Genomic DNA, 23,523 nt, shown 5'->3' on the forward strand with positions numbered 1-23,523 from the left:
CTCCCTGACCTCGTGACCGTGATGATTCACCGTGGTGATTCCCCGTGGTGGTGATCCACCGTGGTGATGCAGTGCACCGTGATGCCTCGTGATTCGAGGATCTGTACGCACGCGAGTCTAGGCCCTGATAAAGAGCGGGTAAGCGGCCCGTCACGCCGTGGGACGGCCCGGCGGGCCGGGGTGGGGTTTTCCCCCGGCGGCGCAGGGCGGCATACCGCATGGCGGGAACGGTGCCGGGCACGGCAGGCTGACCAGCATGACCGCTCCCCGCCCCGCCGCCGCCCCGACCGGCGGCACCGACGCAGACGACGGACGCGACGGCTCCCATCGGCTGCCTCCGCCCCGGCCGGCCTACGACACGCATACCTGGAAGGAGATCGCGCACCTGCTGCTGAACCTGCCGGCGGCGGTGATCGGCTTCACGTACGCGTTCACCGTGCTGGTGGCCGGCGGCGCCCTCACCCTCACCGTGATCGGGTTTCCGCTGCTCGCGCTGTGCCTGCTCGTCTCCCGGCAGCTGGGCAAGGTGGAGCGGGCCCGGGCCCGCAAGCTGCTCGGGGTGCGGGTGGAGGAGCCGTCGCCGCTGCCGCTCGCCAGGAGCGGCGGGCCGGTGCAGCGGGTGTGGATGGCGCTGAAGGACCCGGTGGGCTGGCGCACCCTGCTGTACGACGTCATCCGGCTGCCGTGGGGCATCCTCACCTTCGCCACCACGCTGACCTCGCTGTTCGTGCTGTGGCCGGTGCTGCCGTACCTGGCGCGGCTGATGGCGAACCTGGACCGGGCGATGGTGCGCGGGCTGCTGTCGCCCTCGGACGAGCTGGAGCGCCGGATCGCCGAGCTGGAGTCCGACCGCGGGATCGTGGTGGACACGGCGGCGGCGGATCTGCGCCGGATCGAGCGGGATCTGCACGACGGCGCCCAGGCGCGGCTGGTCAACCTGGCCATGGGGCTGGGCCTGGCCAAGGAGAAGCTGCTGGAGGACCCGGACGCGGCGGCGGCGATGGTGGACGAAGCGCACGGCGAGGTGAAGCTGGCCCTCCAGGAGCTGCGCGACCTGGCCCGGGGCATCCACCCGGCGGTCCTCACCGACCGCGGCCTGGACGCGGCGCTGTCGGCGGTCGCCTCCCGCTGCACGGTGCCGGTCAAGGTGAACGTGGACCTGCCGGCCCGGCCGGCGGCGGCCATCGAGGGCATCGCCTACTTCACCGTCTCCGAGCTGCTCCAGAACGTCAGCAAGCACAGCGGGGCCCGGACCGCCTCGGTCGACGCCTGGCGGGCGGACGACCGGCTGCTCCTCCAGGTCCGGGACGACGGCCGGGGCGGCGCCCGGCTCGACGGGGGCAGCGGCATGCGGGGGCTCGCGGAGCGGCTGGGCGCGGTGGACGGCCTGTTCGTGGTCGACTCCCCGGCCGGCGGGCCCACGGTGATCACGGCGGAACTGCCCTGGCGGGACCGGCAGGAGTAGCGGGGCGCAACCACGCGCCGGATCGACGGGAGTGACCGCGCCGGGCCGGCCGCGAGCCCGGGCGAAGAGAGCAAGGCAAGCGCGAGGGCAAGCGCGAGGGGCAAGGGCAGGGGCAGGGGCAGGGGCTGGCGCCGGAGAACGTGCCGTAAGGCCGGCCGCAGGCGCAGGGGGTGGGGAAAACCCCCCGCTCAAGACGCCGACGGCCTCCATGTCCCGGAACGGCTCGGCGGACCACCCTGGACGTACGGCTGAACCGCCGTGTGGACGAGGAGAACAGGACGGCACCGATGGCGACGGAGTACGGAAACGGGTACGCCTACCGGAACGAGCGGCCGCACCGGTTGCCGGCCGGACTGCGGGCGCCGTTCGAGGCGCGCAGCTGGCGGGAGTTCGGGTATGTGCTGCTGAGCCTGCCGGTCGCGATCGTGCTGTTCTGCTGGACGGTGACCATGGTCTCCCTCGGCGCCGGCCTGCTGGTGACCTTCCTCGGCATCCCGGTGCTGGCCGCGGCGCTGGCCGGCTGCCGGGGCTTCGGGGTGCTGGAGCGGGCGCGGGCACGCGCGCTGCTGGGCCTGCGGGTGGCCGATCCGGAGCCGCTGCGCCCGCCCAAGCCGGGCCTGGTGGCGTGGACGGGGGCGGTGCTGAAGAGCGGCTCGTCCTGGCGGCAGGCGCTGTACACGCTGGTGCAGTTCCCGTGGGCGGTGTTCTCGTTCTCGGTGGTGGTGACCTTCTGGAGCCTGGGCTGGTCGCTGCTGACGTACCCGCTGTGGTTCTGGGTGTTCCCGGTGTACGCCGGCCAGGGCGGTATGCAGCTGTACGGCGACAGCCACCACAGCGTGTACCTGGACAACCCGTTCGAGGTCGGGCTGACCGCGCTGGTCGGGCTGGCGTTCACGCTGGTCAGCCCCTGGCTGGTGCGGGCCCTGACGACCGTGGACGGGCTGTTGGTGCGCGGGCTGCTCGGGCCGTCGCCGCTGTCGGCGCGGGTGGTGGAACTGGAGTCGGACCGGGGGGTCGTGGTCGACACGGCCGCCGCCGATCTGCGCCGGATCGAGCGGGCCCTGCACGACGGCGCCCAGGCCCGGCTGGCCGGTCTGGCCATGGACCTGGGGCTGGCGAAGGAGAAGCTCCGGGACGACCCGGAGACGGCCGCGCGGATGGTGGAGGAGGCGCACGGCGAGGTGAAGCTGGCCCTCCAGGAGCTGCGCGACCTGGCCCGGGGCATCCACCCGGCGGTCCTCACCGACCGCGGCCTGGACGCGGCGCTGTCGGCGGTCGCCTCCCGCTGCGCGGTGCCGGTACGGGTGGAGGTCGATCTGCCGGCCCGGCCGGCCCCGGCCATCGAGGGCATCGCCTATTTCACCGTCTCCGAGCTGCTGCGCAACGTCAGCGAGCACAGCGGGGCCCGGACCGCCTCGGTCGACGTGTGGCGGTCGGACGACCGGCTGATGCTCCAGGTGAGCGACGACGGGGTGGGCGGCGCCGACCTCGCCCGGGGCTCCGGGCTGGCCGGTCTCGCGGCCCGGCTGGACGCGGTGGACGGCGTCCTCGTGGTGGACTCCCCGTCCGGCGGCCCCACCCGGGTGACAGCGGAACTGCCTTGGCGCGGCTGACCCCCGGCGCCGCCGGGAACCGCCTTCACACGGCCGCCCCCCGGCGCCGCTGCCCCCCGGCCGACACCCGCCCGGCCGAGGCCCGACCCGGCAACCTGGCTTGACCGAACCCGACCTGCCACGACTGACACCCGACCCGACCGGGATCCGGCCCGGCTTGGCCGAGATCCGACCCGACTTGGCCCAGGCCCGACCCGGCTTGGCGGAGGCCCAACCCGGCTCGGCCGGGCCCCGGCCTGGCTCGGCCGAGGCATGGTCGGGCCTGGCCGGGTCGGGCTTGACCGGAACCCGAACGACCTGGCCGGCACCCAAGCGACCTGGCTGGCGCCCAAGCGGCCCAGCTGACACCCGACCAACCCGACTGGCACCCAAGCGGCCCAGCCGGCACCCGACGTGGGCCGACCCCGCGGCCGCCGCCCGCCCCGCGCCGCGTCTTCCCCCGGCGCGGTGGGGCGCAACGCGCCCGGCCCCGGATCTTTCCCCTGACGATGCCGGCGAGCAGCGCCCCGATCCCTGATCTTTCCCCTGGTACGGCGGCGCTCCGGCCCGAAGCCTGGAATGCTGGTCTTCCGTAGGACGGCGGACGGCCGGGGCGGGCGGCGTCGTAACGGATCGTGCTGGGGGGACCGGAAGATCGTGGAGGACAGGGTGCGGGTGGTCATCGCCGAGGATTCGGTGCTGCTCAGAGAGGGCCTGACCCGGCTGCTGACCGACCGCGGGCACGACGTCGTGGCCGGCGTCGGCGACGCGGACGCACTGGTGAAGACCATCGCCGACCTGGACGGCCGGGGCGAGCTGCCCGACGTGGTCGTGGCGGACGTACGGATGCCGCCGACGCACACCGACGAGGGTGTCCGGGCGGCCGTGACGCTGCGCCGGGTCCACCCCGGGCTCGGGGTGCTGGTGCTGTCGCAGTACGTGGAGGAGCGTTACGCCACCGAGCTGCTGGCAGGTTCCAGCCGGGGCGTGGGCTATCTGCTCAAGGACCGGGTGGCGGACGTGCGGGAGTTCGTCGACGCGGTGGTGCGGGTGGCCGAGGGCGGTACGGCGCTGGACCCGGAGGTGGTCGCGCAGTTGCTCGGCCGCAGCCGCAAGCAGGATGTGCTGGCCGGGCTGACCCCCCGGGAGCGCGAGGTGCTGGGGCTGATGGCGGAGGGACGGACGAACTCGGCGATCGCCCGGCAGCTGGTGGTCAGCGACGGCGCCGTGGAGAAGCACGTCAGCAACATCTTCCTGAAGCTCGGCCTGGCCCCGAGCGACGGCGACCACCGCCGCGTGCTGGCCGTGCTCACCTACCTGAACTCCTGAGCCGACGCCCTAATGGACGTCCGGACGGCCCCCGGCAGAAACCCGGGCGGCCCCCGGGCGGGTGCCGGGTCAGGGGCCCCGTAAGGAGCGGCCGCGGGAGAGAACCTTGAGACGCGCGGGGGTCTCTTGAGCGTCCGTTCAGCGACGCGGGACATGATGGGGAGCCAGCGCGACAGGCCCTCTCGAAATGTCATCCAATCCGCGGATGGCCTCGGGAAGGCGACCCTGACCGACGTAGGGTTGATCCTGGGATGGTCCGTGGGACGACCGGCCCCGGACAGCCGCCTCGAAGGAGGTCCAGTTCAGTGACCAGCCAGGTCAGCAGCCCAGCGGAGCAGACCGACTCAACCGTCGTGGGAGAGCAGCGCAAACCGGGCGACGCGAAGGACGTACGGCGCCTGGACCGGGTGATCATCCGGTTCGCGGGGGACTCGGGTGACGGCATGCAGCTCACCGGTGACCGGTTCACCTCGGAGACCGCTTCCTTCGGCAACGACCTCTCCACGCTCCCGAACTTCCCCGCGGAGATCCGTGCCCCCGCCGGCACGCTGCCCGGGGTCTCGTCCTTCCAGCTCCACTTCGCCGACCACGACATCCTCACCCCCGGGGACGCGCCGAACGTCCTGGTGGCGATGAACCCGGCCGCCCTGAAGGCCAACGTCGGCGATCTGCCGCGCGGCGCCGAGATCATCGTCAACACCGACGAGTTCACCAAGCGCGCCCTGCAGAAGGTCGGTTACGACTCCGATCCGCTGCACGACGGCTCACTCGACGGCTACCACCTCCACCCCGTACCGCTGACCACCCTGACCGTGGAGGCGCTGAAGGAGTTCGACCTCTCCCGCAAGGAGGCCGAGCGCAGCAAGAACATGTTCGCGCTGGGCCTGCTGTCGTGGATGTACCACCGGCCGACCGAGGGCACCGAGAAGTTCCTGAGGTCGAAGTTCGCGAAGAAGCCCGAGATCATGGCGGCGAACATCGCGGCGTTCCGGGCGGGCTGGAACTTCGGCGAGACCACGGAGGACTTCGCGGTCTCCTACGAGGTCGCCCCGGCCGCCAAGGCCTTCCCGGTGGGCACCTACCGCAACATCTCCGGCAACCTCGCCCTGGCCTACGGCCTGATCGCCGCCTCCCGCCAGGCGGATCTGCCGCTGTTCCTGGGCTCGTACCCGATCACCCCGGCCTCGGACATCCTGCACGAACTGTCCCGGCACAAGAACTTCGGGGTGCGCACCTTCCAGGCCGAGGACGAGATCGCGGGCATCGGCGCGGCGCTGGGCGCGGCCTTCGGCGGCTCCCTGGCGGTGACCACCACCTCCGGGCCCGGTGTCGCCCTCAAGAGCGAGACGATCGGTCTGGCGGTCTCCCTGGAGCTGCCGCTGCTGGTGGTGGACATCCAGCGCGGCGGCCCCTCCACGGGTCTGCCGACCAAGACGGAGCAGGCCGACCTGCTCCAGGCGATGTACGGGCGCAACGGCGAGGCACCGGTGCCGGTGGTCGCCCCGCGCACCCCGGCCGACTGTTTCGACGCGGCCCTGGAGGCGGCGCGGATCGCGCTGACGTACCGCACGCCGGTGATGCTGCTGTCGGACGGCTATCTGGCCAACGGCTCCGAGCCGTGGCGCATCCCGGAGCTGGAGGAACTGCCCGATCTCAAGGTCCGCTTCGCACAGGGCGCGAACCACACGCTGGACGACGGCACCGAGGTGTACTGGCCGTACAAGCGGGATCCGCAGACCCTGGCCCGGCCGTGGGCGATCCCCGGCACCCCGGGTCTGGAGCACCGCATCGGCGGGATCGAGAAGCAGGACGGCACGGGCAACATCTCCTACGACCCGGCCAACCACGACTTCATGGTCCGCACCCGGCAGGCCAAGATCGACGGCATCGACGTCCCGGACATCGAGGTCGACGACCCGCACGGCGCGAGGACCCTCGTCCTGGGCTGGGGTTCCACCTACGGGCCGATCACGGCGGCGGTACGGCGGCTGCGGGCGGCCGGCGAGTCCATCGCCCAGGCCCATCTGCGCCACCTCAACCCCTTCCCGCGCAACCTCGGCACGGTCCTGAAGGGCTACGACAGGGTGGTGATCCCCGAGATGAACCTCGGGCAGCTCGCGACCCTCGTCCGGGCGAAGTACCTGGTCGACGCCCACTCCTACAACCAGGTCAACGGCATGCCGTTCAAGGCGGAACAGCTCGCCGCGGCGCTGAAGGAGGCCATCGATGACTGACACCGCCGACGGGCTGCTCCAGCTGGTCCCCAAGGCCGAGGCCAAGCAGTCGATGAAGGACTTCAAGTCGGACCAGGAGGTGCGCTGGTGCCCCGGCTGCGGTGACTACGCCATCCTCGCGGCCGTACAGGGCTTCATGCCCGAACTGGGCCTGGCCCGGGAGAACATCGTCTTCGTCTCGGGCATCGGCTGCTCCTCCCGCTTCCCGTACTACATGAACACCTACGGGATGCACTCCATCCACGGCCGCGCCCCCGCCATCGCCACCGGCCTGGCCGCCTCCCGCCGCGACCTGAGCGTCTGGGTCGTCACCGGCGACGGCGACGCCCTGTCCATCGGCGGCAACCACCTCATCCACGCCCTGCGCCGCAACGTCAACCTGAAGATCCTGCTGTTCAACAACCGGATCTACGGCCTGACCAAGGGCCAGTACTCCCCCACCTCCGAGGTCGGCAAGATCACCAAGTCGACGCCGATGGGCTCCCTGGACGCCCCGTTCAACCCGGTGTCGCTCGCGCTCGGCGCGGAGGCATCCTTCGTCGCGCGCACGATCGACTCCGACCGCAAGCACCTGACGGAGGTGCTGCGCGCCGCCGCCGCCCACCCGGGCACGGCGCTGATCGAGATCTACCAGAACTGCAACATCTTCAACGACGGCGCCTTCGACACCCTGAAGGACAAACAGCGGGCCGAGGAGGCGCTGATCCGGCTGGAGCACGGACAGCCGATCCGGTTCGGTGCCGACGGAGCGCGCGGCGTCGTACGCGACCGGGCCACCGGCGACCTGAAGGTGGTCACCGTGACGGCGGAGAACGAGGCGGACATCCTGGTCCACGACGCCCACGCCGCGTCCCCGACCACCGCCTTCGCCCTCTCCCGCCTCGCCGACCCGGACACCCTGCACCACACCCCCGTCGGGGTGTTCCGCTCGGTCGAACGGCCGGTCTACGACGCCCTGATGGCCGAGCAGCTCGACACCGCCGTGGAACAGCGCGGCAAGGGCGACCTGGCCGCGCTGCTGGCGGGCGGGGACACCTGGACGGTCGTGGGCTGACCCGCCCGCCGACTCACGAGGCCCGGGACCGGACGTCCCGGGCCTCGTCGTATGCCCGGCGGGCCGCCTCGACCCGGTCCATGCGGTCGTGTGTCCACCGGGCGAGGGCCCGCACCTGCTCCGCCGCCTCACGGCCGAGGCCGGTGAGCGAGTAGTCGACGCGGGGCGGGATGACCGGCTTGGCGTCCCGGTGCACCAGGCCGTCGCGCTCCAGGGTCTGCAGGGTCTGGGTGAGCATCTTCTCGCTGACGGGCCGGCCGCCCGAGCCGCCGACCGCCCGGCGCAGCTCGCTGAACCGGTACGGCCGCTCCAGCAGCTCGATCAGGACGAGGACGCCCCAGCGGCTGGTGACGTGCTCCAGGACGAGGCGATGGGGGCACAGCGCCTCGGCGTCCATCCCCCTCTTACTTACCGTCATGCCAGTACCTTACTTCAAAGTGGGTACTTTCCCATCCACAGCGCCTCCCTTACGGTGAGTGTCATCAGGACATCGTCACCAAGGAGTCGTAGACCATGAGCATCGTCGTCACCGGAGCCACCGGGCACCTCGGCCGTCACGTCGTCACGCAGTTGCTGGAGAAGGTCCCGGCGGACCGGATCACCGCCGTCGTCCGGGACCCGGCGAAGGGCGCCGACCTCGCCGCGCGGGGGGTGCGGCTGGCCGTCGCCGACTACAACGTGCCCGAGACCCTGGACGGCCTGTTCGCGGCCGGCGACAAGATCCTGCTGATCTCCGGCAGCGAGGTCGACAAGGACCGGGTGGCGCAGCACACGGCCGTCATCGACGCGGCGAAGGCGGCGGGCGCGGCGCTGCTCGCCTACACCAGCGCCCCGGGCACCCTGACGGCCGCGCTGGCGGACGACCACCGGGCGACCGAGAAGGTGCTGCTCGCCTCCGGTCTGCCCTACACGCTGCTGCGCAACGGCTGGTACCACGAGAACTACACCGAGAACCTGGCGCCGGTGCTGGAGCACGGCGCGGTCGTGCAGGCGGCCGGCGACGGCCGGGTCTCCTCGGCCGCCCGCGCCGACTACGCCGCCGCCGCGGTCGCGGTGCTGACCGGCGAGGGCCACGAGAACGCCACGTACGAGCTGGGCGGCGACGAGGCGTGGAGCTTCGCCGAGTACGCGGCCGAGCTGAGCCGGCAGACCGGCCGGGAGATCGCCTACCGGTCGGTCTCGGTGGCGGACCTCACCGGCATCCTGACCGGTGCCGGGCTGCCCGCGCCGGTGGCCGGGATCCTCGCCGCCGTGGACGCCTCGATCGCCGACGGCGAGCTGGTGGTCTCCTCCGGCGACCTGACCCGGCTGATCGGCCGCCCCACCACCCCGCTGGCCGATGCCGTCACGGCCGCACTGAAGGGCTGACCCGGCCGGGGCCGGCTCCTCCACCCCACCCTTCCTCTGTCATGACCGTATGCGGATACGAACATGACATCGGAGGGCGTCCGGCGCTACCTTCGTGCTCGCGCGTCCGCACCGGGAGCGCGAGCGAGAGGGAGGGGCCGGTGGCCGGGAAGTCCGAGGGTGAGCACCGCATAGGCCTGCTGAACGGTTTCGCCGCCTACGGGATGTGGGGCCTGGTGCCCCTGTTCTGGCCCCTGCTGAAACCGGCCGGGGCCATGGAGATCCTCGCCCACCGCATGGTGTGGTCCCTGGTGGTGGTCGCCGTCGCGCTGCTCTTCGTGCGCCGCTGGGCCTGGGCCGGGGAACTGCTGCGCCGGCCCCGGCGGCTCGGCCTGGTCGCCGTGGCGGCCGCCGTGATCACCGTCAACTGGGGCGTGTACATCTGGGCGGTCAACGCGGGACACGTCGTGGAGGCCTCGCTCGGCTACTTCATCAACCCGCTGGTCACCATCGCGATGGGCGTGCTGATCCTCAAGGAGCGGCTGCGGCCCGTGCAATGGGTGGCGGTCGCGGTCGGCCTCGCCGCCGTCGTCGTCCTCACCGTCGGCTACGGCCGTCCGCCGTGGATCTCGCTCTGCCTCGCCTTCTCCTTCGCCACCTACGGGCTGGTGAAGAAGAAGGTCGCCCTCGGCGGGGTGGAGTCGCTGGCCGCCGAGACCGCGATCCAGTTCCTGCCGGCGCTGGGCTACCTGATCTGGCTGGCCGCGCGGGGCGACTCGACGTTCGCGGCCGAGGGCGCCGGACACGCCGCCCTGCTCGCCTCCACCGGCCTGGTCACCGCGGTGCCGCTGGTCTGCTTCGGCGCGGCGGCGATCCGGGTGCCCCTGTCCACGCTGGGCCTGTTGCAGTACCTGGCCCCGGTCTTCCAGTTCCTGCTCGGCATCCTCTACTTCCACGAGGCCATGCCGGCCGAGCGGTGGGCCGGGTTCGCGCTGGTCTGGCTGGCGCTGGTGCTGCTCACGGGTGACGCGTTGCGCTACTCCCGGCGCCCGCGCCGGCTCCCCGAACCGGCGCCCCGCAGCGTCGGGACCCCCGCATCGGCTCCGGCTGACGTCTGACCGGACGGATCGGCCCTTCCGCCGGACGCCCTCGTCGAACGGCTGCTGCTCCCGCTCCTGCTACTCCCCCTCCCGGTGCTGCTACTCCACCGCGCCGGTCACGCCTGTGCCGCCCTGGCCGCGCGGTCGGTGAGCCGGACCATGCGGGCGCGGGCGGCCTGAAGCGGGCGGGGATCATTCGCGGCGAGGCCCGGCTCGGCGGCGAGGTCCGTCCACAGGTCGATCAGATCGCGGCCCAGCCGCAGGCCCTCCTCGGGATCGCGCACCGCACGCCAGGCGGTGGCCGCGCTCTGCAGGTTGCCGTAGGCGGCCTCCGCGTCCCGGGTCTGGTGCCGCAGCCGGGCCACTTCCAGCGACAGCCGGCAAGCGCGCACGGGGTCGTCCCCCAGGTAGGCGATGTAGGCGGACAGCTCGCGCACGTGCAGCACCTCGGCGTGACGCGGGCCGAACACGGCGGAGGCCTCGGCGAGCGTCCGTTCGGCAAGTTCGGCCGCCGCGTCGATACGGCCCGCCCGCACGGCCTCGTTGATCCGGCTCATCGGCTCGGTGAGCAGCTCCGCGCCCTCGGCGGTCTCGGTCAGCGGCCCGTCGCCGAGCACCTCCTCGGCGACCGCGTCGAAGCCACGGGCCGGGGTCTGCGCGGGGGCGGGCTCGTCGAAGGGCAGCCCCAGCCCCAAGGCCGCGCCCGCAGCCGCACCACCCACGCCCTTGGCCGTACCCGCAGCCGAGGCCGTATCCGCACCCGTGTCCGCTCCCGCGTCCTTCGTGCCGGCGGCCGCGGGCGGTGGGTCCATCACCGGCGGAGGACCGAATCGGCCGGCCGGCGCCTGCGGGGTGCCCACCGGTGTCTCCGCCGCGGCGCCCGTGCCCGGTGTGCCGGGCGCGGTCAGCCGGACCGGTTCGCCGGTCACCCGGCTGGAGCCGTCGCCCGAGACCTCCAGGGGGACCACACAGCCCGCGAGGTCGTCGTGGACCGTGGCGTGTATGGGTGCCCCGACGCTGATGGCCAGGCTCTGGAGGCGGTTCAGGACGGCCTGCTGGATCTCCTCGCCGGGCGCAGCGACGACCGGCACCCCGTCCACGGAGGCGCTCCCCGGGCCGTACACCCGGACGGGTACCGCCGCCGGATACCCCACGGTCCGCGGCGCCCGCTTCTTCTCGAAGCTGAGTCCAGCCATCGGTGTCCCTCCACTCCCCCGGCGTCGCGATCCGGTCGTACGCATCTGTCCACCAGTGTGTCGGCTACCCACGGCTGCCGCGTCACCACGACGTCACAGCATCGCACCAGCACACGCGATGCCGTGAAACCCTGGCGCAGATTAATTGCGTATGCATAAGATGCACACGCACCTTGTTCGTTGGTACGACCTGACGCACCTGGGGGACCTCATGAGTCGCCGTTTTCTCTTCGTCCTCGGCAGTGCCCGCGCCGAGGGCAACACCCAGTTGCTGGCCCGGCGGGCCGCCGAGCAGCTCCCCGACGATGTCGAGCAGCGCTGGATCGACCTCACCGAGCAGCCGCTGCCCGAGTTCGAGGACCTGCGGCACGACAGCGACCACGTACGGCCGCCGTCCGGCACCCCGACCGGGCTGCTGCTGGACGCCACGCTCGCGGCCACGGACATCGTGATCGCCTCGCCGGTGTACTGGTACTCGGTCTCCGCCCAGACCAAGCGCTACCTGGACCACTGGTCGGGCTGGCTGCGCATCCCGGGCCTCGACTTCAAGGCGACGATGGGCGGCCGCACCCTCTGGGGCGTCGCCGCGCTCGCGGACGAGGAACTGTCCGTGGCCGACCCGTACGTGGGCACCCTGCGCAACTCGGCCGCTTACATGGGGATGCGGTTCGGCGGCGTACTGCTGGGCAGCGGCAGCAAGCCCGGCGACGTCCTGAACGACACCGGGGCGCTGACCCGCGCCAAGACCTTCTTCGCCCAGGACGCGCCCCTCGCGCGCTTCCCCCACGAGAGCGCGGGCGTCGTCTGAACCCAGGGGCCCGGCCGCCGGGCCCCTAGGCGGTGATGTCCTTCGCCGTGAACCGCGCCCAGGCCGCCGAGCCGAACACGGCCGCGTACAAGGCCTGGAGGCCGAGGTCGCGCAGCAGGTCGTCCCAGTAGACGGGGTCGCGCATCAGGTCGGCGAACGACAGCCAGTAGTGCGAGAAGAGGTACGGCTGCACCGCGTGCAGCTGGGGTATCTGGTCCACGATCTGCACGGTGATGAGCAGGCCGACCGTGGTCGCCATCGCCGCGATGCCGCTGTTGGTGAGGGTCGACACGAACAGGCCGAGGGCCGCCACCCCCACCAGCGAGGCCGCCACGACCAGGGCGATCAGCAGCGCGCGGGCCAGCCCCTCACCGAGGCCGATCCGGGTGCCGGAGATCGTCGTCAGCTCGCCGAGCGGGAACAGCAGCGCTCCCACGGCCAGCGCCGAGACCGCGACCACCAGGGTGGCCAGCAGGCAGAAGGCCAGCACGGCCGCGTACTTGGTGAACAGCAGCCGGGTGCGGCCGGCCGGGGCCACCAGCAGATAGCGCAGGGTGCCCGCGCCCGCCTCCCCGGCGATCGCGTCGCCGGCCACGACGCCGACCGCCATCGGCAGGAAGAACGGCAGGGTCGCGGCCAGCGCGGTGAACACCAGGAACAGACCGTTGTTGGTGATCTGCGCGATGAAGGCCGGGCCCTCGCCGCCCCCGCCGCCGGCCTGCCCGCCGTCCCCGGTCTCGATCCGCACCGCCACCCCGACCAGCACCGGCACCGCGGCCAGCACCCCGAGCAGGGCGAGCGTGCGCCACCGCCGCACGGTGGTGACCAGCTCGCTGCGCAGCAGCCCGAGGGCCCACAGCGGGTTCGGCCGGCGCACGGCGGCGGTCCCGGCCGGGCAGTCAGCCCGCGACATCGAATCCCTCCCCGGTCAGCGCCACGAACGCGTCCTCCAGCGAGGCGCGTTCCACGGTCAGGCCCCGGACCCGGACACCGGCGGTGACCAGGGCCGCGGTCACCTCGGCGAGGTCCCGGCCGGGCGGCTCGCCGGTGACCCGGTCGCCGTCGGCGGTCACGTCCCCGACGCCCAGTTCCTTCAGTACCCGGGCCGCCTCGGCCGGGTCCGGGGTGGTCACGACCAGCCGGCCGCGCGCCCCGGCCGCCAGGTCGGCCACCTCGCCCTGGGTGACCAGCCGGCCCTGCGCCATGACCGCCGCGTGGGTGCACACCTGCTCGATCTCGTCCAGCAGATGGGAGGAGAGGAACACGGTCGTCCCGTCGGCGGCCAGCTCCCTGATCAGGGTGCGGATCTCGCGCATGCCCTGCGGGTCGAGACCGTTGGTGGGCTCGTCCAGCACGAGCAGCCGGCGCGGCTGGAGCAGCGCGGCGGCCAGGCCCAGGCGCTGCTTCATGCCGAGCGAGTACGCCTTCGCCTTCTTGCCGGCGGCCGCCGTCAGGCCGACCCGGTCCAGCGCGGCGGCCACGCGCGCGTGCCGGGTGCGCGGGTCGGCGGTGGGGTCGGCGGAGTCGTAGCGCACCAGGTTGTCCCGGCCGGAGAGGAAGCCGTACAGAGCGGGGCCCTCGATGAGGGCCCCGACCTGCGGGAGGACCGTACGGGCCGCCCGGGGCATGGGGCGGCCGAGCAGCCTGACCGTGCCCGCGGTCGGTTCGATCAGGCCCATCAGCATCCGGATGGTGGTGGTCTTGCCGGAACCGTTGGGGCCGAGGAAGCCGAAGACGCTGCCCGCCGGGACGGTCAGGTCGAGACCGTCCACGGCGAGCTGTCCGCCGCGGTAGCGCTTGGTGAGCCCGCGCGTGTCGATCACACTCGCCGGGTCGCCCTCCGGCGGGCCGCCGCGCTCGCGTTCGTCCATCGGCTTCCCCTCGTCTCGTCGGTCCCGGTGGGGGTCACTTCCCCGCGTCGGCCGCCTTCACCAGGGTCTCCTTCGTCACCAGGCCGGCGTACACCTTGCCGTCGTCGGTGATCAGGGCGTTGACCAGGCGGGTGGAGAAGACCGTGCCCTTGCCGAACTTCCCGGAGACCGGGTCGCCGAGCGAGCCGAGGAAGCCGCCGGCGTCACCGCCCTGGGAACCGGTGGGCAGGCCGCCCTTGGCGCCGGTGTCGACGGTGGCAACGGACGTCCAGCCCTCGCCGAGGACGTCCAGCCCGCCGAGGCCCTCGGTGAAGTCCTCGTCGTGCTCCGGGCCGGGCGTCCTGGCCGCCGCGTCCTTCTCCTCGGTGACCCGCGCGCCCTTCGGCGGGGTGAAGTCGAAGGTGGAGGCGGCCGGCCGGCCGAACGAGACCTGGGTGAAGCCGGCGTCGACCACGGCGGCCCCGCCGCTCCTCGGGGTGAGCGTGAACTTCAGCGGCATCCAGGTCTTCGCGTCCACGGCGATGCTGATCGCACCGACCGTGGTGCCGGACTGCCGGGGCCGGATCAGCAGCTTGTAGGCGTCGCGGCCGGCCACCTGCGCGGTGCCGTCGACGGTGACGGACGTGGTGTCGTCCACCGCCTTCAGCGCCTCGTCGGCGAAGTCCTTCGGGGTGGCCGGCGGCTCTGCCCGACGCTCCTTGCCGGACCCGGCCGCGGTGGAGTGGTAGACCTCGTTGCTCTTGCTGTCGTAGCCCCAGACGTCCTTGCCGTCGTGGATGAGGCTGTACTCGGCGCCGCGCTCCAGCAGCGACATCTTCTGCCGGTCCGGGCCGTCGGCGGCGACCCGCAGGGTGTGCATGCCGGACGCCAGCTCGGTGAGCCTGGACCGCGGGTCGGCGGAGGAGCCGTCGCCGGAGCCGCCGTGGTCCGCGCCGGAGAGCAGGCCGTCCTCCAGGCCGCCGAGGTCCGGCAGGCCGAGGTCGGTGGTGATCTTCACGGTGCCGGACAGCTGTTGCACGTCCGACCTGGCCATCTTCTCGATGAGCTGCTGTGCGGTGATCTTCGGCAGGTCGGGGTCGCCGGAGTCGGCGAGCGCCGGGACGAGCCCGATCGTGGCCGCCGCCACCCCCACCACCGCGACGGGAACGCCGTACCGGGCGGCCTTGCGCCGGCCGGAGCGCGGGGCCCCGTCCCGCGCGGCGTCCTCGTGCGCGGCGCCCACTGCGTCGTCGGATTCGTACGGTGCCATGTGTGCCTTACCTCCGTCGTCGGCGGCGGCTGTTCTCACGCTGGTCAACCCTGAGCCGCCATTCTCACCCGAATCGATGAGTCGTGGTGATTCCTGCGGTTTCCATATGACCAAATCCGCCGAGCGGAAGCGTCAACCCTCGGAGGCAACTGCGCCTACGCCTGCGGTATGACACCGGACGGCGGCGTCCCCCTACGACCCGTAGGGGTCGCCGGGGTCGCGGGGGGAGGCCGCGTCCATGCGGGGGACGCCGGGATCCGGCCATGCGAGGGGTGCGGGGCCACCGGAGGGACGGACGGGGTGGGCGGGCCGGGTCAGCCGGCGCGGTGGACCACCGCGTCGCACAGCTCCATCAGCGCAGCCTTGGCGCCGCACTCCGGCAGCGGGGCCAGCGCGGACCGCGCCTCCTCCGCGTACCGGACCGTGTCCCGGCGGGCCTGCTCCAGCGCGGGGTGGGCGCGCAGCGCGGCCAGCGCCCGGGCGTGCCGGGTGTCGTCGCTGAGGTCGGAGTCCAGCAGTTCGCACAGCGCGATGTCCTCGGCCAGCCCGAGCCGGGCGGCCCGCTCGCGCAGCCGGAGCACCGGAAGCGTCGGGATGCCCTCGCGCAGGTCGGTGCCCGGGGTCTTGCCGGACTCGTGGGAGTCGGAGGCGATGTCCAGGACGTCGTCCGCCAGCTGGAAGGCGACGCCGAGCCGTTCGCCGTACTGGGTGAGCACGTCCACGACCCGCTCGCCGGCGCCGGACATCATCGCGCCGAACCGGCAGGACACCGCCACCAGGGAGCCGGTCTTGCCGGCCAGCACGTCCAGGTAGTGCTCGACCGGGTCGCGGCCGTCCGAGGGGCCCGCGGTCTCCAGGATCTGCCCGGTGACCAGCCGTTCGAACGCCAGGGCCTGCACCCGGACCGCCTCCGGGCCGAGGTCGGCGAGGATCTGGGAGGCGCGGGCGAAGAGGAAGTCGCCGGTGAGGACCGCGACGGAGTTGCCCCAGCGGGTGTTGGCGCTGTCCACTCCGCGCCGTACGGCCGCCTCGTCCATGACGTCGTCGTGGTAGAGCGTGGCCAGGTGGGTCAGCTCCACGACCACGGCCGACGGCACGACGCCCGGCGCGTACGGGTCGCCGAACTGGGCGGCGAGCATCACGAGCAGTGGCCGGAATCGTTTCCCGCCGGCCCGCACGAGGTGCTGCGCGGCCTCGGTGATGAACGGGACCTCGCTCTTGGTGGCATCGAGCAAGCCTTCCTCGACAGCCGCCAATCCGGCCTGGACATCGGCTTCGAGAGCCTGGTCCCGCACGCTCAGCCCGAACGGCCCGACGACGGTCACGAGGGGTCTCCTGTCTGCTGGTGTCTGCTGGCGATTACACGGTTTGTCGATAGGTCGCTGCCATCACTCAAGTCAGCGTATCCGGTCCTGTTTCGATCACCGATAGCGCCCACCGGTCCAGCCCGGGTGGTATCGGACCATGACCGGCATGGTTTTGATCACACGGTAATAAGGGACATATATCGACTTAACGGTAATCCGGATGCCGTGTCGCGACCTCTCCACACCTTCCTCACCCTCACCCCTCCCCCGTCGGCCTCCAGGGCAACGACGCGCGCCCCACTCCGGGTTCCACCACTACTCGGACTTCAGGCCTGAATAGCCCTAATCCCCCATGTCCGATTTGAAGTCTTTTGCCATTTCGTGAATTGGGTCACTCGCCCCAGCTCGCCCGCGCCGCCCGCCACGCCCCCGCCACGCCTTGCCCCGTCGGCGAGTTGAGGATTGGCATTCGCAAAGGATCAAGCCCCTCAAACGACATCGATCAAGACCAAATGGCGCCTTGTATGAATCCGGTACTTGTTCCCGACATGTGCTCTCGCATACGTTCCGGGCCGTCGGGTGGACGCCTAATCCTGCCGCCGCCCGCGTAACCCATTCACGAACTCATTCGTACGGCAGGAGCGGGGGACCCAGGTAAGTCGCCGCGCCGGACGGCATACGCCGCACCGGAACGGCTCGGGGTGAAGCCGTGCCTCCTTCCGGGCACGGCCGGGCACCTCCCCGCCCGAACCCGACAGCTCACCTCGCAGGCGCCGGAGAGGAACTTTCGATGCCTGCTGCCGCTCAGCACCGCCGTACCCGGAACACCCGCCTCGTCCGCACCCTCGCCGCCGCCTGCACCGGCGCCGCCGTCCTCGCCCTGCCGCTCATCGGCGCGACCGGCGCGTCCGCCGCCACCACCGCGGCCCCGGCGGTGGCCACCACCCCCGCCGGATACCCGGACAACCTCGACGGCTGGATCCGCGAATCGCTCGCGATCATGGCCGAGAAGAACATCCCGGGCACCTACAACGGCATCCACCGCAACATCATCCGCGAGTCCTCCGGCAACCCGTCGGCCATCAACCTCTGGGACTCCAACGCGGCCAAGGGCATCCCGTCCAAGGGCCTGCTCCAGGTCATCGACCCCACCTTCAACGCGTACCACGTCGCCGGAACGTCCTTCGACATCTACGACCCGGTCGCGAACATCACCGCCGCCTGCAACTACGCGGCGGACCGGTACGGCTCGATCGACAACGTCTTCGGCGCCTACTGACCGGACCGGCCGCCCGGCCCCTGACGCGGTCAGGCGGCCGGGAACAGTCTTTCGAGGACGACGGCGACCCCGTCGTCCTCGTTCGACACCGTGACCTCGTCGGCCACCGCCTTCAGCTCGGGATGTGCGCCGGCCATGGCCACACCGCGCGCCGCCCAGCGGAACATCGGGATGTCGTTGGGCATGTCACCGAAGGCCAGGGCCCGTTCGGCACCGATCCCCAGCCGCTCGGCGGCCAGCGCCAGACCGGTCGCCTTCGTCACCCCGCTCGGCTGGAGCTCCACGGTGCCCGGCCCCGACATGGTGACGCTCGCCAGCGAGCCCACCGCCGAGCGCGCCACGGCCGCCAGCTCGTCGTCGGACAGCTCGGCGTGACGCAGCAGCACCTTGCTGATGGGCTCGGCCCACAGATCGGCGCGCCGGCCGACCCGGACCGCGGGCAGCGTCGGATGCGGCATCCGGTAGCCGGGCTCGATCAGCGTGAGCCCGTCCTCGCCGTCCTGGTCGACCGCCGCGTACACCTGCCCCACCTCCGCCTCGACCTTGCCGAGCGCGGTCTCCGCCAGCTCCCGGTCCAGCCGGACCGACCACAGCAGCCGGCCCGCCCGGGCGTCGTAGACCTGCGCGCCCTGCCCGCACACCGCCAGTGAGGTGCAGCCGAGGCGCGTGAGCAGGGGCCGCACCCGTGGCGCAGGGCGGCCGGTGACCACCAGGTGCCGGGCCCCGGCCCGCGCCACCCGCGCGAGCGCGGCGAGCGACCGGTCGGAGACGGTGTCGTCGCCGCGCAGCAGCGTTCCGTCCAGGTCAGTGGCGATGAGGGCATATGCCGGGGTGGATGCCATGCCCAGAGAATACGGACCCCGGGCCCCGCCGACTCATCCCTCGCTCCCCTCTCCCGCCGTACCGCCCGCCCCCAAGTGCCGCCCGCGCAGGGCTCGGTGGCGAAAACCCACCGGACTGTCACGGCCCGGGCGAGCACCCTTTCGAGCAAACCCCCGGGCGCGGGGACCACTGCCCATGACAGGCGTGTCGGCCGTAACGTGTGCCCGACCCCATGGAACGCTTCGCCATGCATGGCACGGATGAGAGTGAGGCAGCACCCATGCCCCCCTTCGACGTCCCCGAGGGCGACCCCTTCGGCCCGCACAACCTCCCCTACGGCGTGTTCTCGCCCACCGGCAGCACGGAGCGGAGGATCGGCGTCCGGCTCGGGAACCACGTCCTCGACGCGGGCGCCACGGCGGCGGCGGTCGGCTCGCCCCACCAGGCGCTGCTCGCCGCCCCCACCCTCAACCCGCTGCTGGCCGCCGGCCGCGCCACCTGGTCGGAGATACGGCGGGCCGTCACCTCCTGGGTCACCGACCCGGCGCACCGCCCGACGGTCGAGCCGCTGTTCCACCCCCTGTCCGAGGTGACGCTGCACCTGCCCTTCGAGGTGGCGGACTACGTCGACTTCTACGCCTCGGAACACCACGCCCGCAACGTCGGCCGGATCTTCCGCCCGGACGCCGAGGACAGCCTCACCCCCAACTGGAAGCACCTGCCGATCGGTTACCACGGCCGCGCCGGCACGGTCGTCGTCTCCGGCACGGACGTCGTACGGCCGGCCGGGCAGCGCAAGGGCCCCGCCGACCCCGCGCCCGTCTTCGGCCCGTCGGTCCGGCTGGACATCGAGGCCGAGGTCGGCTTCGTCGTGGGCGTGCCGTCCCGGCAGGGCCGCCCGGTGGCGCTCGGCGACTTCCGCGAGCACGTCTTCGGGCTCTGCCTGCTCAACGACTGGTCCGCGCGGGACATCCAGGCCTGGGAGTACGTCCCGCTCGGCCCGTTCCTCGGCAAGTCCTTCGCCACCTCGGTCTCGGCGTGGATCACCCCGCTGGAGGCGCTGAAGCACGCGCGCCTGGCCCCTCCGGAGCGCACCCACCCGCTGCTGCCCTACCTGGACGACACGGCCCCCGGCGTCGAACCCGGCGGCTACGACCTCCGTATCTCCGTCGCGGTCAACGGCCAGGTGGTCTCCGAACCGCCGTTCTCCACCATGTACTGGACCGCCGCCCAGCAGCTCGCCCATATGACGGTCAACGGCGCCTCGCTGCGCACCGGCGACCTGTACGGCTCGGGCACGGTGAGCGGCCCGGCCGAGGACCAGCGGGGCTCGCTGCTGGAGCTGACCTGGAACGGTCGTGACCCCCTCGAACTCCCGGACGGCAAGCGGACGTTCCTGGAGGACGGGGACGTGGTGACCCTGTCGGCCTGGGCCCCCGGACCGGACGGCCACCGGATCGGACTGGGCGAGGTCACGGGCCGCGTCGTGGCGGACTGAGGCACTGGTACGACGGGCGGCTCGCGGACGGCCCGTGACCGTGCCCGTCCGCGCCCGCCTGTCTGTTGGCCTGTCTGTCTGCCGGGCGCCGTCCCTGGCGGCGTCCGGCACGCCGCCGGGCCGGGACCCTGTTCCGGCCCCGCCGAACTCCCCTCTCCCACCTGGACTTTCGCCGTCACACCCGGTCGGTTCGCCACCGGCACCTGACTCGCACCGCCCTTCTTCGCCATACTGACAGGGACACGCGTCCGCACCCCGCGCGGCCGTGCGACGCGTGCCCCCGCACCACCCCGTACCCGCACACCTTTCCGACCAGGAACCGGAGCCCCGGCATGACCGTCTGCCTGCTCCTGCTGAGCGTCGTCGGCCTGACGGCCGCCGTACCGGCGCCCCGCGCGCTGACCCGGGCGGCCTGGCCCGAACGGGAACCCGTGGTCGCGCTGTGGGTATGGCAGTGTCTGGTCGCCACCGTCCTGCTGTGCTGTCTGACCGCGCTGGTCCTGGGCGCGGCGGCCGTCTTCCACACCGTCCGCGACCGCGTGTTCGCCCCCGCGCCGCCCGCCGTCACCGCCGCCTACGACCTGTCCACCACCCCCGTGTGGGCCACCGCCCTCACCCTGCTGCTGGCCTGCGGAGCCGCCTGGACGACGGCGATGCTGGCCCGCGAGCTGTTCGAGGCCCGCCGCAGCCGGGGCCAGGCCCGGGCGCAGCTGCGCGAACGCGCCCCCGAACTGCCGCCGGGTCTGCGGGCGCCGCGCGGACCGATGCTGGTGCTGGAGGACGAGTACCCGGACGCCTGGTGGATGCCGGGGCACCCGCCGCAGCTCGTCGTCACCACCGGGGCGCTGCACCGCCTCACCGACCTCCAGCTCGACGCCGTCCTCACCCACGAACGCGGACACGCCCGCGCCCACCACGACTGGCTGCTGCACCTGTCCGCCGCGCTCGCCACGGGCTTCCCGCGCGTGCCGCTCTTCGCCCACTTCTGCGACCAGACGCACCGCCTGGTCGAGCTGGCCGCCGACGACGCGGCCTCCCGGCGCTGCGGGCACCTCACCACCGCGCTCGCCCTGATCGAGCTGAACCAGCACCGGGGCGTGCTCTCCTGCGCCTCCAGCCGCCGGCTGCTGGGCGAGCGCGTGGACCGGCTGCTGGAACCGCCGCCCCGGCTGCTGCGCCGGCACCGGGCGCTGACCACGACGGTGGCCGCGCTGGTGCCGCTGCTGCCGCTGCTGATCACCTTCGCTCCCGGGCTGACGGCACTGTCCTGACGGCACCTGACGGCACTGTCCCGACGGCGCTCGTCCCGAGCGTCCTGGCGGCCGGGGCGGGCTATACCCAGTCCGGCTCCGGCTCCGGCTCGTCGGCCGGCTCGGGCCAGTGGGCGTCCTCCGGTGCGCCGGCGGGGGCGGGCGGCGCGGCGCCGTCCAGGGAGGCCAGCACCCGGAGCACGCCCTCGCCGTACGTCGCCAGCTTCTTCTCGCCGACGCCGTTCACCGTGCCCAGCTCCCGCACCGAGCCGGGCCACCGGGTCACGATCTCCCGGAGGGTCGCGTCGTGGAAGATGACATACGCCGGGACACCCTGTTCCCGGGCCTCCTCGGCGCGCCAGGCCCGCAGGGCCTCGAAGGCGGGAAGCAGCGCCTCGGGCAGCTCGGCCGCGGCGGCCTTGGCCTTGCCGGCACCGCCGGAGCCGCCGGCGGACCGGGACCGGGAGGCGGCCGGCTTCTTCGGCTCCTTGCGCAGCGGCACCTCCCGCTCCCTGCGCAGCACCGCGCCGCTCGCCTCGGTGAGCACCAGCGTGCCGTACTCCCCCTCGACCGCGAGCAGCCCCTGGGCCAGCAACTGCCGGATGACGCCCCGCCACTCGCCCTCGGTGAGGTCCTGGCCGATACCGAAGACGGACAGCTGGTCGTGGTCGAACTGGATCACCTTGCCGGTGCGCTTGCCGAGCAGGATGTCCACGATCTGCACCGCGCCGAACTTCTGCCCGCGCTCCCGCTGCAACCGCACCACCGTGGACAGCACCTTCTGCGCGGCGACCGTGCCGTCCCAGGTCTCCGGCGGGGTGAGGCAGGTGTCGCAGTTGCCGCAGGCCTCCGCGTCGGCGTCCTGCCCGAAGTAGGCGAGCAACTGGCCGCGGCGGCACCGGGCGGTCTCGCACAGCGCGAGCATGGCGTCGAGGTGGGCGGCCGCGCGGCGGCGGAACGCCTCGTCGCCCTCGCCGGACTGGATCAGCTTGCGCTGCTGTATGACGTCGTTCAGGCCGTACGCCATCCACGCCGTGGACGGCAGTCCGTCGCGGCCCGCCCGGCCGGTCTCCTGGTAGTAGCCCTCGATCGACTTGGGCAGGTCCAGATGGGCGACGAAGCGCACGTCCGGCTTGTCGATGCCCATGCCGAAGGCGATGGTCGCGACCACGACCAGGCCGTCCTCCCGCAGGAACCGGGACTGGTGCGCGGCGCGGGTGGCCGCGTCCAGGCCCGCGTGGTACGGCACCGCCTGGATGCCGTTCGCGGTCAGGAACTCCGCCGTGCGCTCGACCGAGTTCCGCGACAGGCAGTAGACGATGCCGGCGTCACCCGGGTGCTCCTCCCGCAGGAAGGCGAGGAGCTGCTTCTTGGGGTCGGCCTTGGGCACGATCCGGTACTGGATGTTGGGCCGGTCGAAGCTGGCGACGAAGTGCCGGGCCGTCGGCAGGTTCAGCCGCTGGGTGATCTCCTCGTGCGTGGCGCGGGTCGCCGTGGCGGTGAGGGCGATCCGCGGGACGTCCGGCCAGCGCTCGCCGAGCAGGGACAGGGCGAGATAGTCGGGGCGGAAGTCGTGGCCCCACTGGGAGACGCAGTGCGCCTCGTCGATCGCGAAGACGGAGATCTTGCCGCGGGAGAGCAGGTCCAGCGTGGCGTCCAGGCGCAGTCGCTCCGGTGCCAGATAGAGCAGGTCCAGTTCGCCCGCCAGGAACTCGGCCTCGACCACGCGCCGCTCGTCGAAGTCCTGCGTGGAGTTCATGAAGCCGGCCCGGACACCGAGGGCGCGCAGGGCGTCCACCTGGTCCTGCATCAGCGCGATCAGCGGGGAGACCACCACGCCCGTACCCGGTCTGACCAGGGCGGGGATCTGGTAGCACAGCGACTTTCCGCCGCCGGTGGGCATGAGCACGACGGCGTCGCCGCCCGCCACCACATGCTCGATGATCGCCTGCTGCTCGCCCCGGAAGGCGTCGAATCCGAAGACCCGGTGCAGCGTGGCCAACGCCTCGCTGTCGGCCGCGCCCGGCCCTTCGGTCACCTGTGTCATCTCGCTGATCCCGCCCATCACGCCCATCGCCTTGTCCCCCGTCGGTCCCCCGTGTGTCGTCTTACGACCGTTCCC

19 protein-coding genes and 1 riboswitch are annotated in these 23,523 nt (G+C 72.6%); of the genes, 11 read left to right on the forward strand and 8 right to left on the reverse strand.

The features are described 5' to 3' along the window. Positions 1–256 precede the first annotated feature (256 nt). The 5 genes from ABD350_RS11415 (at position 257) to ABD350_RS11435 (ending at position 7,674) form a co-directional block, all read left to right on the forward strand. Complete coding sequence (locus tag ABD350_RS11415; protein WP_344347803.1) at positions 257–1,465, forward strand: sensor histidine kinase; 1,209 nt, start codon at positions 257–259, stop codon at positions 1,463–1,465. A gap of 287 nt (positions 1,466–1,752) precedes the next feature. Then, positions 1,753–3,078, forward strand: a complete 1,326-nt coding sequence (locus ABD350_RS11420) for a sensor histidine kinase (RefSeq protein ID WP_344347804.1) — start codon at positions 1,753–1,755, stop codon at positions 3,076–3,078. A 648-nt stretch (positions 3,079–3,726) separates the two neighbouring features. Next, positions 3,727–4,386 carry a response regulator transcription factor gene (locus ABD350_RS11425; protein WP_280842467.1) on the forward strand — a complete coding sequence of 220 codons (660 nt, stop codon included), beginning with the start codon at positions 3,727–3,729 and terminating at the stop codon, positions 4,384–4,386. Positions 4,387–4,691: 305 nt separating this feature from the next. Beyond that, complete coding sequence (locus ABD350_RS11430) at positions 4,692–6,620, forward strand: 2-oxoacid:acceptor oxidoreductase subunit alpha (protein WP_344347805.1); 1,929 nt, start codon at positions 4,692–4,694, stop codon at positions 6,618–6,620. After that, positions 6,613–7,674 (forward strand): 2-oxoacid:ferredoxin oxidoreductase subunit beta, encoded by a 1,062-nt coding sequence (locus ABD350_RS11435; protein ID WP_344347806.1) that lies wholly within the window; start codon positions 6,613–6,615, stop codon positions 7,672–7,674. The genes ABD350_RS11430 and ABD350_RS11435 overlap by 8 nt, the downstream gene beginning before the upstream one ends. 13 nt (positions 7,675–7,687) lie before the next feature. Here the strand turns inward: ABD350_RS11435 and ABD350_RS11440 are convergent, their stop codons facing one another. Beyond that, complete coding sequence (locus ABD350_RS11440; RefSeq protein ID WP_344347807.1) at positions 7,688–8,092, reverse strand: winged helix-turn-helix transcriptional regulator; 405 nt, start codon at positions 8,090–8,092, stop codon at positions 7,688–7,690. Between the two features lie 95 nt (positions 8,093–8,187). Here ABD350_RS11440 and ABD350_RS11445 point away from each other — a divergent pair, with 95 nt between their 5' ends. Both ABD350_RS11445 and rarD read left to right on the forward strand, forming a co-directional pair. Next, on the forward strand, positions 8,188–9,042 hold the full coding sequence (locus tag ABD350_RS11445; RefSeq protein ID WP_344347808.1) for an SDR family oxidoreductase: 855 nt from the start codon (positions 8,188–8,190) through the stop codon (positions 9,040–9,042). A 140-nt stretch (positions 9,043–9,182) separates the two neighbouring features. After that, positions 9,183–10,139, forward strand: a complete 957-nt coding sequence (gene rarD, locus ABD350_RS11450) for an EamA family transporter RarD (protein ID WP_344347809.1) — start codon at positions 9,183–9,185, stop codon at positions 10,137–10,139. A 98-nt stretch (positions 10,140–10,237) separates the two neighbouring features. Here rarD and ABD350_RS11455 read toward each other — a convergent pair whose 3' ends face one another. Then, the gene (locus tag ABD350_RS11455) at positions 10,238–11,317 is read right to left on the reverse strand and encodes a hypothetical protein (protein ID WP_344347810.1); all 1,080 of its coding nucleotides are present in this window, start codon (positions 11,315–11,317) and stop codon (positions 10,238–10,240) included. Between the two features lie 211 nt (positions 11,318–11,528). Here ABD350_RS11455 and ABD350_RS11460 point away from each other — a divergent pair, with 211 nt between their 5' ends. After that, complete coding sequence (locus ABD350_RS11460) at positions 11,529–12,125, forward strand: flavodoxin family protein (protein ID WP_344347811.1); 597 nt, start codon at positions 11,529–11,531, stop codon at positions 12,123–12,125. A gap of 25 nt (positions 12,126–12,150) precedes the next feature. On the opposite strand, the gene ABD350_RS11465 is transcribed toward ABD350_RS11460, so the two are convergent. From ABD350_RS11465 to ABD350_RS11480, 4 genes are all read right to left on the reverse strand, one after another. Then, positions 12,151–13,038 carry an ABC transporter permease gene (locus ABD350_RS11465; RefSeq protein WP_344347812.1) on the reverse strand — a complete coding sequence of 296 codons (888 nt, stop codon included), beginning with the start codon at positions 13,036–13,038 and terminating at the stop codon, positions 12,151–12,153. Beyond that, complete coding sequence (locus ABD350_RS11470; protein WP_344347814.1) at positions 13,025–13,996, reverse strand: ABC transporter ATP-binding protein; 972 nt, start codon at positions 13,994–13,996, stop codon at positions 13,025–13,027. The genes ABD350_RS11465 and ABD350_RS11470 overlap by 14 nt, the downstream gene beginning before the upstream one ends. A 34-nt stretch (positions 13,997–14,030) precedes the next feature. Further along, the gene (locus ABD350_RS11475; protein WP_344347815.1) at positions 14,031–15,245 is read right to left on the reverse strand and encodes a LolA family protein; all 1,215 of its coding nucleotides are present in this window, start codon (positions 15,243–15,245) and stop codon (positions 14,031–14,033) included. Between the two features lie 314 nt (positions 15,246–15,559). Further along, positions 15,560–16,570 carry a polyprenyl synthetase family protein gene (locus tag ABD350_RS11480; protein ID WP_344347816.1) on the reverse strand — a complete coding sequence of 337 codons (1,011 nt, stop codon included), beginning with the start codon at positions 16,568–16,570 and terminating at the stop codon, positions 15,560–15,562. A 589-nt stretch (positions 16,571–17,159) separates the two neighbouring features. Continuing rightward, a riboswitch (cyclic di-AMP (ydaO/yuaA leader) is annotated at positions 17,160–17,340 on the forward strand. Between the two features lie 2 nt (positions 17,341–17,342). On the opposite strand from ABD350_RS11480, the gene ABD350_RS11485 reads away from it, so the two are divergent. Then, the gene (locus tag ABD350_RS11485; protein ID WP_344347818.1) at positions 17,343–17,831 is read left to right on the forward strand and encodes a transglycosylase SLT domain-containing protein; all 489 of its coding nucleotides are present in this window, start codon (positions 17,343–17,345) and stop codon (positions 17,829–17,831) included. Positions 17,832–17,860: 29 nt separating this feature from the next. Here ABD350_RS11485 and ABD350_RS11490 read toward each other — a convergent pair whose 3' ends face one another. Continuing rightward, positions 17,861–18,673, reverse strand: a complete 813-nt coding sequence (locus tag ABD350_RS11490) for an HAD family hydrolase (RefSeq protein ID WP_344347819.1) — start codon at positions 18,671–18,673, stop codon at positions 17,861–17,863. 260 nt (positions 18,674–18,933) lie between these two features. Between ABD350_RS11490 and fahA the strand changes: the two genes are divergently transcribed. Continuing rightward, the gene (fahA, locus tag ABD350_RS11495; protein WP_344347820.1) at positions 18,934–20,151 is read left to right on the forward strand and encodes a fumarylacetoacetase; all 1,218 of its coding nucleotides are present in this window, start codon (positions 18,934–18,936) and stop codon (positions 20,149–20,151) included. 332 nt (positions 20,152–20,483) lie between these two features. Next, positions 20,484–21,422 carry a M56 family metallopeptidase gene (locus ABD350_RS11500; RefSeq protein ID WP_344347821.1) on the forward strand — a complete coding sequence of 313 codons (939 nt, stop codon included), beginning with the start codon at positions 20,484–20,486 and terminating at the stop codon, positions 21,420–21,422. Between the two features lie 61 nt (positions 21,423–21,483). Here ABD350_RS11500 and recQ read toward each other — a convergent pair whose 3' ends face one another. Then, a complete protein-coding gene (recQ, locus tag ABD350_RS11505; protein ID WP_344347823.1) occupies positions 21,484–23,475 on the reverse strand; it encodes a DNA helicase RecQ in 1,992 nt (663 codons plus the stop codon). Positions 23,476–23,523 lie beyond the last annotated feature (48 nt).

It is taken from the genome of Streptomyces nogalater, from assembly GCF_039532885.1.
Classification (GTDB): domain Bacteria; phylum Actinomycetota; class Actinomycetes; order Streptomycetales; family Streptomycetaceae; genus Streptomyces; species Streptomyces nogalater.